Here is a 13,246-nt window from a genome sequence, read left to right as displayed (position 1 = left end):
ACAGTATACCTAGCCAGGGGCTGACCAGTCATCGGTCCGCCCCGCTTGTCACAATCGTTTCATGGCCCCGCCGCTATCCTTGCGCCAGCCCAAACGCACAGGACTCGCTGCCATGGCTTCGCTCTGGAACCTGCTCATGCAACGCCCGCGCGACAACTGCTATGCCCGCCTCGACGATGCAGGCAAATGCCTGGCGTTCAAGCAATGCAGCCAATTACCGCAAGGCAGCGGCTGGGTCCGGATCGGCGAAATCCGCTTGGCCTGGCTAGGCCTGGAGTTGCCCGCCGAAGCCCGAATTTGCACCCATGCAAGCCATGACTGGCAGCAGCGCAGCCTCCCCGCCTGACAATCGCTGCAATAAAAACCACGATTTACGACCTTTCTGTCCGCGACATCGCTATAATCTCCCCCCGATTATAAGGACGTCTCCTGATCGGGCCCCGCATTTGCCGTTTGACCCCGGCACCTTCAACGCTTCGCCCACAGAGAGCCTTCCACTCAGGTCTTGCATCGGCTGTCGTGCCTGCTTTTCCGGCCCTTCGCACTGCATGAACCTATGGGTTGCCATCGCGCATTCCCCTTTTGAGGTTCACGACTCCAAAAGAGCGTGAAAAAACGGTTTTTCACAACTTCACGAGAGTGTGGCGAGCAATGAACAGTCTGGCATGTGCAAAAGCGACAGATGTGTCCCTAACAGCCCTGAACAGGCGGCTAAAACGCTCATTCCCCATGGGTAATTGAGGCCGCTCCCATAGCGCACGCACGACACCTTGACCATAAGTCGAATTGCCGCACCCGTGGCAAACGGCGTTCAATACTCGAACCCGAAGACTGATTGGCGGTGTCCGCGGAAGTTGCAAGAACTGCGAAGAGTCGGACATGGCGATCCTGGTGACCCTGGGGTCCTATGCTGTCAATTAGGTAGCTGTAGATTGTGGAGACGCGTTAAATGGCGCAGAACGAATCGGTTGATGTGGTACTGGTAGGCGCGGGCATCATGAGTGCCACCCTGGCCGTACTGCTCAAGGAGCTCGACCCGACCCTCAAGCTGGAGGTCGTCGAGGCGATGGACTCCGGGGCCGCGGAAAGCTCCAACCCCTGGAACAACGCAGGTACCGGCCACGCCGGCCTGTGCGAGCTTAACTACACGCCTCAGGCCGCCGATGGCAGCATCGACATCAAGAAGGCCGTGCACATCAATGCCCAGTTCGAGGTCTCGCGCCAGTTCTGGGCCTACCTGAGCAAGAAAGGCAATTTCGGCTCGGCCCGTGCCTTCATCAACCCGGTCCCGCACCTGAGCTACGTCGAAGGTGACAAGGGTGTGTCCTTCCTCAAGAAGCGCTTCGAGCTGCTCAAGCAGCACCACGCCTTCTCCGAGATGGAATACACCGAAGACCAGGCGGTGATGAAGGACTGGATCCCGCTGATGATGCCAGGCCGTCCGGCCGACCAGCGCATCGCCGCCACCCGCGTGACGAAAGGCACCGACGTCAACTTCGGCGCCTTGACCAACAAGCTGCTCAAGGTGCTGGCCGACGCGCCGGACGCGCAGGTCAAGTACAGCAAGAAAGTGGTTGGCCTGCGCCGTAACGGCAGCGGTTGGACCGTCAGCATCAAGGACGTCAACAGCGGCGGCAGCCGTGAAGTCGACGCCCGCTTCGTGTTCCTCGGCGCCGGTGGCGCGGCGCTGCCGTTGCTGCAACTGTCCGGCATCCCGGAGAGCAAAGGCTTCGGCGGCTTCCCGGTCAGCGGCCAGTGGCTGCGTTGCGACAACCCGGAAATCGTCAAGCAGCACCAGGCCAAGGTCTACAGCCAGGCCGCGGTCGGTGCGCCGCCGATGTCGGTACCGCACCTGGACACCCGCGTGGTGGACGGCAAGACCTCGCTGCTGTTCGGCCCGTACGCAGGCTTCACCACCAAGTTCCTCAAGCACGGTTCGTTGATGGACCTGCCGCTGTCGGTGCGCATGGGCAACATCGGCCCGATGCTGGCCGTGGCCCGCGACAACATGGACCTGACCAAGTACCTGGTCAGCGAAGTGATGCAGTCGATGGAACAGCGCCTGGAATCCCTGCGCCGCTTCTACCCAGAGGCCAAAGCAGAAGACTGGCGCCTGGAAGTGGCCGGCCAGCGCGTGCAGATCATCAAGAAAGACCCGAAGAAAGGCGGCATCCTGCAGTTCGGTACCGAGCTGGTCTCGGCTCAGGACGGCAGCCTGGCGGCACTGCTCGGCGCCTCGCCGGGTGCTTCGGTGACCGTGTCGATCATGCTTGAGCTGATCGAACGCTGCTTCCCCGAGCAGGCCAAAGGTGCCTGGGCTGCCAAGCTCAAGGAAATCTTCCCGGCTCGCGAGAAGATCCTGGCTACCGATGCAGCCCTGTACCGCAAGATCAGCGCCGAAAACGATGTGGCACTGGAACTGGTGGAAGACAGCCCGGCCAAGCATTACGCCTGAACCGGCTGAAACGAAAAAACGCCCCTCGGGGCGTTTTTTTGTGCCTGGACTGCGGCGGCTTCATCGCCGGCAAGCCGGCCCCCACAGGTACACCTCAGTTCTTGAAATCTGCGCTGTACCTGTGGGAGCCGGCTTGCCGGCGATGAGGCCGGTGCGGGCTACAGCTCAGCCACGGGCCTTATTGATGATCTCGACATACTCAGGCGCATTGCGCTGGTCGGCGATCTGCTCGACGAAGGTCTTGCCGTGCTCGTCCTTGCCATCGAGGTCATAGCCTGCCTCGACGAAGAAGCCGACGAAACGCTCGAAGTCATCGACGCGCAGGCCGCGGTAGGCCTTGACCAGCTTGTGCAGCGACGGCGAGGTCACGCCATCGGCCGGCTCGAACTGGAGGAACGTCTTGACGTAGTCATCGCTGATCTCGTCACCAATCACCTGCTTCTTGTCTTTGCGCATTGCCGGCTCCAACTGGACCATCACGGGATTTCGAAGGCCGGCAGTGTACCCCCCACAGGCGGCGCGCCTCAACGCGTACGTACGGTCCCTGTGTGCAGGTCAGCCCAGACATGGCCATTGGCATAGGTGAGAAACTGCACGTAGACGGTCTCGTTGCGCAGCAGGTCCATGATCACCCGGTAATCACTGACCGGGTAGTTGAGGCTCAGGGTCCGGCTTTTTTCGTCGTAAACCGGTTTCTTCAGGCTCTTGCCCGCTTCGCCATCGAAGGTGAGCAGCACCTGGCCGATGGTCGCGCCCTTGCTCAGTGGCTTGCCCTTGAGGCGCATCTGCAGGGAGGCGGTGATCGGAATGGGCTGCTGGTCGGACTGGCGCTGGGCACCCACCACCACCGAGTAATCGGTCACCTGGAGCAATTGCTGGGCGGTTGGCGCTTCCTGGCGCAAGGCTTGGTCATCGGGGGGGAGAAACTGGCTGTGCAGGGGAGCGGCGGCCAGAGGCAGGCTGAACGCCAACAACAGGGGAACAATCGCACGCATGTGAAGCTCCTTGGCATGAAGGCGCACTCTAGCATGCTGAACCACAGCCGCCGTCAATCGAACTGCGCGAGCATCCAGGTGAGGTACTCGGCCATACCCTCTTCGCCCTCGCGTGGCGCCCACTGGGCTTGCTCGTCCTGGGTCAGCGGTATATAGGGCCCCGCCTTGCAGTCGAACAACACACTGTCGGCTTCGAGCACTACCAGCGAATGGTAGACGCCAGGCGGCAGGTCCACGCCGATGCAATCACCACCGGCCTCCAGGACGCGCTTGTCGATAACCGCACCTTGGTCGTCGAATACCAGCAGACCCAGCCGCCCCTTCAGCGCCAGCAGGGTTTCAGCCTTGTCATCACTGAGGTGGCGGTGGGGTGCAACGTAGGTGGACGGCTGCAAGCCAACTGCCAGGCGATGGAAAGGCTCCAGTGCGTCATGGAAGCTGTGATGATGCCGCCCACGTGGGGATTCTGCAGCTTTGAGCGCCAGCCCGGCAAACAGCGATTGGTCGATGAAAGCAGGCTGGCTCATGATTACATTCCCTTGACGGCGAAGATGCCGTTTGCGTTGCGCCAGTAAGCTTTATAGTCCATGCCATAACCAAAGATATAGCGGTCCACGCAGGACAGGCCCACGTAAGTGGCCTTGAGGTCCGGGCTGGCCTTGCGGTCGTGGTCCTTGTCGATCAGCACGGCGGTGTGCACCGAACGGGCGCCGGCATGCTTGCAGAACTCGATGATGGCACTGAGGGTGTGGCCTTCGTCGAGAATGTCGTCGACGATCAGTACGTCGCGGTCGATGAACGACACTTCAGGCTTGGCCTTCCAGAACAGTTCACCACCGCTGGTCTGGTTGCGGTAGCGCGTGGCGTGCAGGTACGAAGCTTCCAGCGGAAACTGCAAGTGGGTCAGCAGCTTGCCGGCGAAGATCAGGCCGCCGTTCATCACGCAGAACACCACCGGGTTCTTGTCGTGCAGGTCGTTGCAGATCTGCTTGCCGACCTCGGCGATGGCCGCTTCCACTTCGGCTTCGTTGTACAGGCAGTCTGCCTCGCGCATGACTTGACGGATGTGCTCGAGATCAGCGGACATGGCGCTCTCCGGGGGGTGCATTTTGGAAAAGCGGGCAAAGGTACGCATCCGCTCGTCACAGATCAAGCATTTATGGACTAACGTGCAAAAGGACTGCACGACAGCAAAGGCTGAATAGATTAACCTAGCGCGGTTTTTTTGCCCGCCTTTCGGAGCCCCCCTATGCCCACTCGTGAGATCCGCCACCCGCTGATCCGCCACAAGCTCGGCCTGATGCGCCGTGCCGACATCAGCACCAAGAATTTTCGCGAACTCGCCCAGGAAGTCGGCGCCCTTCTGACCTATGAAGCCACCCAGGACCTGCCCCTCGAAACCTACGAGATCGAAGGCTGGTGTGGCAAGGTCGAAGTGGAAAAAATCGCCGGCAAAAAGATCACCGTGGTACCGATCCTGCGCGCCGGTATCGGCATGCTCGACGGCGTCCTCAGCCTGATCCCGGGCGCCAAGGTCAGTGCCGTCGGCGTCGCGCGCAACGAGGAAACCCTCGAAGCCCACACCTACCTGGAAAAGCTCGCGCCGGACATCAACCAGCGCCTGGCCCTGATCATCGACCCGATGCTGGCCACTGGCAACTCGATGGTCGCCACCATCGACCTGCTGAAGAAGGCTGGCTGCAAGGAAATCCGTGCCATGGTTCTGGTCGCGGCGCCTGAGGGCATCGCCGTGGTGGAAAAAGCCCACCCGGACGTGCATATCTACACCGCGTCGATCGACCAGCGCCTCAATGAACACGGCTATATCGTGCCGGGTCTGGGCGATGCCGGTGACAAGATCTTCGGCACCAAGCAGAAGGACGCCTGACCATGCAGGACGGCTTCAACGACCCGCTCTGGCGCCAGGTCGTTTCGGGCGCGCAGATGCTCTTCGTGGCATTTGGCGCGCTGGTGCTGATGCCGCTGATCACCGGCCTCGATCCGAACGTCGCACTGTTCACCGCCGGCATCGGCACGCTGCTGTTCCAGCTGGTCACCGGCCGTCAGGTTCCGGTGTTCCTGGCCTCGAGCTTTGCCTTCATCACCCCGATCATCCTCGCCAAGGGCCAGTTCGGCCTGGCCGAAACCATGGGCGGGGTGGTGGCTGCAGGCTTCGTCTACACCTTCATGGGCCTGATGGTGAAGATCAAGGGCACCGGTTTCATCGACCGCATGCTGCCCCCGGTGGTCATCGGCCCGGTGATCATCTCCATCGGCCTGGCCATGGCGCCGATCGCCGCCAACATGGCGATGGGCAAGGCCGGTGACGGCAGCGTACTGCTGCCCTACCAGACCGCCATGCTGATCTCGATGCCGGCGCTGCTGACCACCCTCATCGTCGCCGTGTTCGGCAAAGGCATCTTCCGCCTGGTGCCGATCATTTCCGGCGTGCTGGTCGGCTTTGCCCTGTCGTTCGCCTTCGGCGTGGTCGACACCGCCAAGATCGCCGCCGCGCCGTGGCTGGAGATTCCCAACTTCACCGCCCCGGCGTTCAACTGGCAGGCGATCCTGTTCATCGTTCCGGTCGCGTTGGCGCCGGCGATCGAGCACATCGGCGGGGTAATTGCGGTGGGCAGCGTGACCGGCCGTGACTACCTGAAAAAGCCCGGCCTGCATCGCACCTTGCTGGGTGACGGCCTGGCGACCACCGCCGCCGGCCTGTTCGGCGGTCCGCCCAACACCACCTACGCCGAAGTCACCGGCGCGGTGATGCTGACCAAGAACTACAACCCGAAGATCATGACCTGGGCGGCGATCTTCGCCATTACCCTGGCCTTCATCGGCAAGTTCGGCGCGCTGCTGCAGAGCATTCCGGTACCGGTGATGGGCGGCATCCTGTGCTTGCTGTTCGGTTCGATCGCGGCGGTGGGCATGAATACCATGATTCGCCACAAGATCGACCTGTCCGAGGCGCGCAACCTGGTGATCGTTTCGGTGACCCTGGTGTTCGGTATCGGTGGCGTATTGATCGGCAGCGGCGACGGCCCGGACGACTGGGGCCTGAAGGGCATCGCCCTGTGCGCCGTGGTGGCTATTGCGCTGAACCTGATCCTGCCGGGCAACGACAGCTGGAAGCACAAGCAGCTGGATGATCAGTTGCCTTGAGGTAACTGACCTTCAGTTCTGCAGGGACTGCACGGGCCCTATCACCGGCAAGCCGGCTCCCACAGGGACAACACACAACCTGTGGGAGCCGGCTTGCCAGCGATAGCGCCAGTACAGGCAACCAGGAAATCAGGCCTTTTCACACAGCCCCGCCAACACCCTCACCCACTCCGGGTGATCATTCAGGCACGGCACCAGCACCAACTCCTCGCCCCCTGCCTCGATGAACTGCTCCTTGCCGCGATCGCCAATCTCTTCCAGCGTCTCGATGCAATCGGCGACGAACGCCGGGCACATCACCAGCAGCTTCTTCACCCCAGCCTTGCCCAGTTCGTCCAGGCGCGTCTCGGTGTAGGGTTCGATCCACTTGGCCCGCCCCAACCTTGACTGGAACGACACCGACCACTTGCCATCGGGGATGCCCATCTTCGCCGCAAAGGCCTTGGCCGTCGCCAGGCATTGCCCGCGATAGCACACCGCACGCATCTCGGCGCTGGCGTCCTTGCAGCAATCCGCTGCCTGGAAGTCATGCTTGCCGGTAGGGTCGAGCTTCTTCAAGTGCCGCTCCGGCAAACCATGGAAGCTCAGCAACAGGTGGTCGTAGTCCTGCTGCAGATACGGCCTGGCACTGGCGGCCAGGGCATCGATGTACTCGGGGTGATTGTAGAACGGCTGCAGCACGCGCAATTCCAGCGGCAAGCCCCGCTCGGCGACGGCCTGTTCGGCCTGGGCCACCACCGTGGTCACCGTGCTGTCGGCGAACTGTGGATAAAGCGGCGCCAGCGTCACTTTGCGCACGCCTTGAGCGGCCAGGCGGGCAAGCACTTCGGGCAAGGCCGGCTGGCCATAGCGCATGGCCATTTCCACCGGGCCATGGGGCCAGTACTCGACCATTGCTGCCTGCAGACGACGGGTCAACACCACCAGCGGCGAGCCCTCGTCCCACCAGATCGAGGCATAGGCATGGGCAGACTGTTCCGGGCGCTTGATCAGGATCAGCGACACCAGCAAACGCCGCACCGGCCAGGGCAGATCGATCACGTAGGGGTCCATCAGGAACTGGTTGAGATAGCGGCGCACATCGGCCACCGAGGTAGAGGCCGGGGAACCCAGGTTGACCAGCAGCAGGGCGTGATCGGTCATGCAGCGTCCTATGTCAGAGGCGGCTGGACAAATTATCCAGGGCCGATTGCAGATCGTTGAAGCGGAAAGTGAAGCCCGCTGCCAGCAGGCGTACCGGGCGCGCCCGCTGACCGCCGAGCAGCAAGGTCGACAGCTCGCCAAGCCCGGCCTTGAGCAGCAGCGACGGCATCGGCATGAACGCCGGCCGGTGCAGGGCACGGCCCAGGCGCCTGGCGAACTCGCGGTTGCGCACCGGCTCCGGCGCGCAGGCATTATAAGGACCGCTGGCGTCCTTGTGCTGCAAGAGAAAATCAATCAGGGCGACCTGGTCGTCTATATGGACCCATGGCATCCACTGCCGACCATCGCCCAACGGCCCACCCAGCCCCAGTTTGAACGGCAGGCGCAGGCGCGACAAAAAGCCGCCATCGCTGGCCAGCACCAGACCCGTGCGCACCAGCGCTACCCGGATGCCAAGACTTTGCGCACGCTGGGCGGTTTCTTCCCAGGCTATGCACAACTGGCTGGCGAAGTCTTCGCGCACGGGTTGCGAGACCTCGGTCAACTCCCGCTCGCCACCATCGCCGTACCAACCTACGGCGGAACCGGAAATCAACACCTCCGGGCGCTGCTCGCGGCTTTCCAACCAGGCCAGCAATTGCTCGGTAAGGGTGATGCGGCTGGTCCACAACAGCTGTCGTCGGGCAGCCGTCCAGGGCCGGTCGGCGATCGGCGCACCCGCCAGGTTGATCACGGCGTCCAGCGGGTCATCCGTAGCCAGTTCCTGCAGTTGCGCGATGCCTCGCACGCCCTTGCCGCATAAACGCGGCACCTGATCGGGGCGCCGGCTCCACACCGTAAGCCGGTGGCCCTGCCCTAGCCAGAACTGGCACAGGTGCTGGCCGATCAAGCCGGTACCGCCTGTCAGCAATATATGCATGGCTGTGTCCTCGCAGAGTGCGGCGATGGTCTATTTTTAACAACAAGGCACTTTTTTAACCAAACGCTCTCGGATAAACATAGGCCAACCTGCCTCATAAGCGGAATAACCTTATACAAACATTGTGCATTGTACAGGTTTGCCTGACAGCGTAGTCTGCGAACAGCAAGGTTTGAAGAGGCCATCATGACAGTACCTATTGCCATCATCGGTGCCGGTATCGCCGGCCTGTCCGCCGCCCAGGCCTTGCAAAAGGCCGGGCAGTCCGTTCACTTGTTCGACAAAGGCCACGGCAGTGGCGGGCGCATGGCCAGCAAACGCAGCGAAGCCGGTGCCCTCGACCTGGGCGCACAGTACTTCACCGCCCGCGACCGGCGCTTCGTCGAACAGGTGCAGCACTGGGTGGAAGCTGGCTGGGCGGAACAGTGGAAGCCTCAGCTGTACAACTACCGTGATGGCGAGCTCACGCCCTCCCCCGACGAACAGACCCGCTGGGTCGGTGTACCGCGCATGAGTGCCATTACCCGCGGCCTGCTCAAGGACGTGACGGTGAATTTTGGCTGCCGCATTGCCGAAGTGTTCCGTGGCAAACAGTACTGGCACCTGCAGGACACCGAAGGCTGCAGCCACGGCCCGTACAGCCGTGTGGTGATTGCCGTACCGGCGCCCCAGGCCACGCCGTTGCTGGCCGCCACCCCCAAGCTCGCGGCGGTGGCCGCCGGGGTGGTGATGGAACCTACCTGGGCCGTCGCCCTGGCATTCCAGACCCCACTGGACACCCCGATGCAAGGCTGCTTCGTGCAGGACAGCCCCCTCGACTGGCTCGCCCGCAACCGCAGCAAACCCGGTCGCGACGAACACCTCGACACCTGGGTACTGCATGCCACTTCGGCCTGGAGCAAACAGCACATCGACCTGGCCAAGGAAGAAGTGATCGAGCAGCTTTGGGGGGAGTTTGCCGAGCTGGTCGGCTGCGTCGTACCCGCGCCCAGCTTCGCCCTCGCCCATCGCTGGTTGTATGCACGGCCTGCCGGTAACCATGAATGGGGCGCGCTCGCCGATGCCGACCAGGGGCTTTACGCCTGCGGCGACTGGTGTCTGTCCGGCCGCGTCGAAGGCGCCTGGCTCAGTGGCCAGGAAGCCGCAAGACGGCTGCTTGAACACCTCGATTAGCCTGCGCGAAAAAGCTGTACAGAAGAAATCACTTGCATAAGTTCGCAGCTATGCTGGAATAAACTTGTACATGCCATCTTCCATGTACAAGTTTATTACGGAGATAGCCATGCTCGACGTCGCTGCCACGTCCAAACCTCGTATCGCCATCAGTGCCTGCCTGAGCGGGCATAGCGTGCGTTACAACGGCGGGCACAAGGCCTCCGAACTGTGCCGCGAGCAACTGGAACAACACTTCGACTGGCTGCCCGTCTGCCCGGAAGTCGCCATCGGCCTGGGCGTGCCGCGCGACCCGATAAGACTGGTTGGCGACCCGGACCACCCTGCAGTGGTGAGTACCCGCAACCCCGGCATGGATCTGACTGGCCCACTGCGCAGTTATGGCGAGCAGATGGCCAGTGAGCTGAATGATATCTGCGGCTATATCTTCATGCAGAAGTCACCATCGTGCGGACTCGCACGGGTCAAGGTCTACCAGGACAACGGCCACCCTGCCCCACAAGGTGGCACAGGTGCCTATGCGGGGGCGTTCTGCGCCCTGCGCCCTGACCTGCCGGTGGAAGAAGAAGGCCGCCTGCACGACCCGGTGCTGCGGGAAAACTTCATCAGCCGCGTCTATGCCTACGCCGATTGGCAACGCCTGTTGAGTGAAGGTTTGAGCCGCGGCGCCCTGGTGCGCTTCCATTCGCGCTACAAGTACCTGTTGATGGCCAACAACCCACACGCCTATCGCCAACTCGGTCGCCTGCTCGGCAGCATGAGCCGGGATGACGACCCGCAGGTGATCGGGCCTCGCTATTTCAGCGCGCTGATGCAGGCCCTGCGCCGATGCGCCAGCCGAGGCACCCACGGCAACGTCCTGCAGCACCTGAGCGGCTATTTCAAAGGGGCACTGACGCAACAGGACAAAGCGGAGCTTGCGCACATCATCGATCAGTACCAACAAGGGGTGGTGCCCCTTGTCGTACCGCTGACCTTGCTCAAGCACTACCTGCGCAAGCACCCTGACCCCTATCTGCAGCAGCAGGCCTACCTGCAACCACACCCCGACAGCCTGGGGCTGCGCAATGCCGTCTGAAGGGCTTCTGCCCATCGGTGAACTGGCGCGCCGCACCGGCGTGAACCCGGTGACGCTGCGTGCGTGGGAGCGGCGCTATGGCTTGCTGAAACCGCAACGTACTGCCAAAGGACATCGCCTGTATACCGACGAGCAGGTGGAACGGGTCGAAGCGATTCTCGCCTGGCTCGAACGCGGCGCATCGGTGGGCCAGGTGCGCGAACTGATCGACAAACCAACCGGCGCCACTCCCCGGGGCGATTGGCAGGTGCGGCAGGCGCAGCTCATCGAAGCCATTGCCGGCCTTTCCCAGCGCACCCTGGACCAGCAGTTGAACCAGGCCATGGCCTTGTACCCTGCCATCACCCTGTGCGAACAGCTGCTGCTGCCGTTGCTGGAAAGCCTGACCCTGCGCTGGCGCACCTATTTCAACGCCCAGCTCGAACAGGTGTTTTTCCACACCTGGCTGCGCAGCAAGCTGGGCGCACGCGTCTACCATGACAACCTGCTGCTGCAGGGACCAGCGGTACTGCTGGCCGAAGACGCTGAGCGCCCCTTCGACCCCACCCTGTGGCTATGTGCCTGGCTGCTGAGCAGCAACGGTATAGCCGTTGAAGTGCTGGAACAGCCCGTCAGCGGCGCGCAACTGCAACGCGCTATAACCGCACTGCAACCCAGAGCGCTGCTCCTGCACCTGGGCCCACGTATCGACGCAAAGACCTTGCAGCGCACACTCCAGGGAATGACCGGGGTGAAGTTGCTCGGCGGCGCCACGGTTTCGCTTCATCAGGCGCAGTTGCAAGCGTTCGATCTTCCCGAGCTTTTTCTGTTCGATACCCCCCAGGCGGCACTGCGTTTACTGCAACGCCATGACCACCGGATTACCGAGATGAATTCACGATGCAATTGATCTGGTTGCGCACTGACCTGCGCATCGACGACAACACCGCCCTGAGCGCCGCCGCCGAGCGCGGCCCGGTCGTGGCGTTGTGGCTGGCCAGCCCCGGCCAATGGCAGGACCATGACGACGCGGCGTGCAAGGTGGACTTCTGGCTGCGCAACCTGCGCGACCTGCGCCAGTCCCTTGGCAAGCTGAACATTCCGCTGTTGATTCGCAAGATCGACAGGTGGGATGAAGCAGCGCCCTGCGTACTTGAAGTGTGCCGTCAGCACGCGATCGAGGCGGTGCACTGGAACGATGAGTACGGCATCAACGAAAGCCGGCGCGACCAGACCACCCGAGCGCTGCTGCAGGCTAACGGCATCCAGGCCCATGGCTATCTGGACCAGTTGCTGCTGCGCCCCGGCACGATCCTGACCCGCAGCGGCGATTACTTCCAGGTATTCAGCCAATTCAAGAAAGCCTGCCTTGAGCACCTGCACCGTGCCCTGCCTGCGCTTGCCCAGCGGGTAAACCGGCAAGCGCCACTGGACATCAGCAGCGACCCTATACCCCAACATATCGAGGGCTTCGACAAACCCGCGCGTGCGCTCAGCGAGCACTGGCCTGCCGGTGAGGAAGAAGCGCAGGCGCGGCTTGCGCGTTTTCTCGACGAAACCGTCGAAGACTACCAACACCTGCGCGATCTTCCGGCCAAAGCGGGCACCAGCCAGCTGTCGGCCTACCTGGCCGCCGGCGTGATCTCGCCACGGCAATGCCTGCACGCTGCGCTGGCCAGCAACCGGGGTGAGTTCGACAGTGGTAGCAGCGGCATCCAGACCTGGATCAACGAGTTGCTTTGGCGCGAGTTCTACAAGCACATCCTGAACGGTTATCCACAGGTATCGCGCCATCGCGCTTTCCGCGCCCACACCGAAGCCTTGCCCTGGCGTGATGCGCCCGAGGATCTGCAGGCCTGGAAAGAGGGGCGCACCGGTTTCCCGATCATCGACGCCGCCATGCGCCAGTTGCTGCACACCGGTTGGATGCACAATCGCCTGCGCATGATCGTAGCCATGTTCCTCAGCAAGAACCTGCTGATCGACTGGCGTTTGGGCGAGCGCCACTTCATGCGTCACCTGATAGACGGTGACCTGGCCGCCAACAATGGCGGTTGGCAGTGGAGCGCTTCCACCGGCACCGATGCAGTGCCCTATTTCCGGCTGTTCAACCCGGTTTCCCAATCGGAGCGCTTCGACCCGGAGGGGCGTTTTATCCGTCAATGGTTACCAGAATTGAGGGTACTGGATAATAAAACTATTCATCAGCCCGTGAAGTCTGACGATCTATTAGCTATTAATTCTTATCACAGTCCGATCGTCGATCTCGGAAGTAGTCGTCAGCGCGCTCTGAAGGCCTTCAAAAGCCTTTCGCGCTGACAGGAGCAGAGGGCCGTCAT

14 protein-coding genes are annotated in these 13,246 nt (G+C 62.3%); 8 read left to right on the top strand and 6 right to left on the bottom strand.

The genetic code is table 11. The features are described from left to right. Positions 1–112 precede the first annotated feature (112 nt). Together ACIPZB_RS03610 and mqo are read left to right on the top strand one after the other, a co-directional pair. On the top strand, positions 113–346 hold the full coding sequence (locus ACIPZB_RS03610; RefSeq protein WP_400639033.1) for a hypothetical protein: 234 nt from the start codon (positions 113–115) through the stop codon (positions 344–346). Between the two features lie 603 nt (positions 347–949). Further along, positions 950–2,455, top strand: a complete 1,506-nt coding sequence (mqo, locus tag ACIPZB_RS03605) for a malate dehydrogenase (quinone) (protein WP_400639032.1) — start codon at positions 950–952, stop codon at positions 2,453–2,455. A gap of 165 nt (positions 2,456–2,620) precedes the next feature. Here mqo and ACIPZB_RS03600 read toward each other — a convergent pair whose 3' ends face one another. From ACIPZB_RS03600 to ACIPZB_RS03585, 4 genes are all read right to left on the bottom strand, one after another. Continuing rightward, on the bottom strand, positions 2,621–2,911 hold the full coding sequence (locus ACIPZB_RS03600) for a PA4642 family protein (RefSeq protein ID WP_008099096.1): 291 nt from the start codon (positions 2,909–2,911) through the stop codon (positions 2,621–2,623). 68 nt (positions 2,912–2,979) lie between these two features. Further along, positions 2,980–3,450 (bottom strand): hypothetical protein, encoded by a 471-nt coding sequence (locus tag ACIPZB_RS03595; RefSeq protein ID WP_400639031.1) that lies wholly within the window; start codon positions 3,448–3,450, stop codon positions 2,980–2,982. A 53-nt stretch (positions 3,451–3,503) separates the two neighbouring features. Then, the gene (locus tag ACIPZB_RS03590; protein ID WP_400639030.1) at positions 3,504–3,977 is read right to left on the bottom strand and encodes a WbuC family cupin fold metalloprotein; all 474 of its coding nucleotides are present in this window, start codon (positions 3,975–3,977) and stop codon (positions 3,504–3,506) included. Positions 3,978–3,979: 2 nt separating this feature from the next. Beyond that, positions 3,980–4,537: a hypoxanthine-guanine phosphoribosyltransferase gene (locus ACIPZB_RS03585; RefSeq protein ID WP_008099091.1), complete on the bottom strand. Its 558-nt coding sequence runs from the start codon at positions 4,535–4,537 to the stop codon at positions 3,980–3,982. Between the two features lie 162 nt (positions 4,538–4,699). On the opposite strand from ACIPZB_RS03585, the gene upp reads away from it, so the two are divergent. Continuing rightward, the gene (upp, locus tag ACIPZB_RS03580; protein WP_400639029.1) at positions 4,700–5,338 is read left to right on the top strand and encodes a uracil phosphoribosyltransferase; all 639 of its coding nucleotides are present in this window, start codon (positions 4,700–4,702) and stop codon (positions 5,336–5,338) included. A 2-nt stretch (positions 5,339–5,340) separates the two neighbouring features. Beyond that, positions 5,341–6,615, top strand: a complete 1,275-nt coding sequence (locus tag ACIPZB_RS03575) for a uracil-xanthine permease family protein (protein WP_400639028.1) — start codon at positions 5,341–5,343, stop codon at positions 6,613–6,615. Positions 6,616–6,744: 129 nt separating this feature from the next. On the opposite strand, the gene hemH is transcribed toward ACIPZB_RS03575, so the two are convergent. Continuing rightward, entirely contained in the window at positions 6,745–7,758 is a 1,014-nt protein-coding gene (gene hemH / locus ACIPZB_RS03570; RefSeq protein WP_400639027.1) for a ferrochelatase, read from the bottom strand. Positions 7,759–7,771: 13 nt separating this feature from the next. Beyond that, the gene (locus ACIPZB_RS03565; protein WP_400639026.1) at positions 7,772–8,677 is read right to left on the bottom strand and encodes a TIGR01777 family oxidoreductase; all 906 of its coding nucleotides are present in this window, start codon (positions 8,675–8,677) and stop codon (positions 7,772–7,774) included. 186 nt (positions 8,678–8,863) lie between these two features. Here ACIPZB_RS03565 and ACIPZB_RS03560 point away from each other — a divergent pair, with 186 nt between their 5' ends. The 4 genes from ACIPZB_RS03560 to phrB all read left to right on the top strand — a co-directional run bounded on the left by ACIPZB_RS03560 (position 8,864) and on the right by phrB (position 13,226). Continuing rightward, a complete protein-coding gene (locus ACIPZB_RS03560) occupies positions 8,864–9,850 on the top strand; it encodes an NAD(P)/FAD-dependent oxidoreductase (protein WP_400639025.1) in 987 nt (328 codons plus the stop codon). A gap of 109 nt (positions 9,851–9,959) precedes the next feature. Next, positions 9,960–10,928, top strand: coding sequence for a YbgA family protein (locus ACIPZB_RS03555; protein ID WP_400639024.1), 969 nt, complete (start codon positions 9,960–9,962; stop codon positions 10,926–10,928). After that, positions 10,918–11,817, top strand: coding sequence for a MerR family transcriptional regulator (locus ACIPZB_RS03550; RefSeq protein ID WP_400639023.1), 900 nt, complete (start codon positions 10,918–10,920; stop codon positions 11,815–11,817). Before ACIPZB_RS03555 ends, ACIPZB_RS03550 begins: the two co-directional genes overlap by 11 nt. Beyond that, complete coding sequence (gene phrB / locus ACIPZB_RS03545) at positions 11,808–13,226, top strand: deoxyribodipyrimidine photo-lyase (protein ID WP_400639022.1); 1,419 nt, start codon at positions 11,808–11,810, stop codon at positions 13,224–13,226. Before ACIPZB_RS03550 ends, phrB begins: the two co-directional genes overlap by 10 nt. Positions 13,227–13,246 lie beyond the last annotated feature (20 nt).

Source organism: Pseudomonas sp. NPDC089396, from assembly GCF_044749545.1.
Lineage (GTDB): Bacteria > Pseudomonadota > Gammaproteobacteria > Pseudomonadales > Pseudomonadaceae > Aquipseudomonas.
Note: the sequence above shows the minus strand (reverse complement) of the source record. Positions and strands in the feature narration are given on the sequence as shown.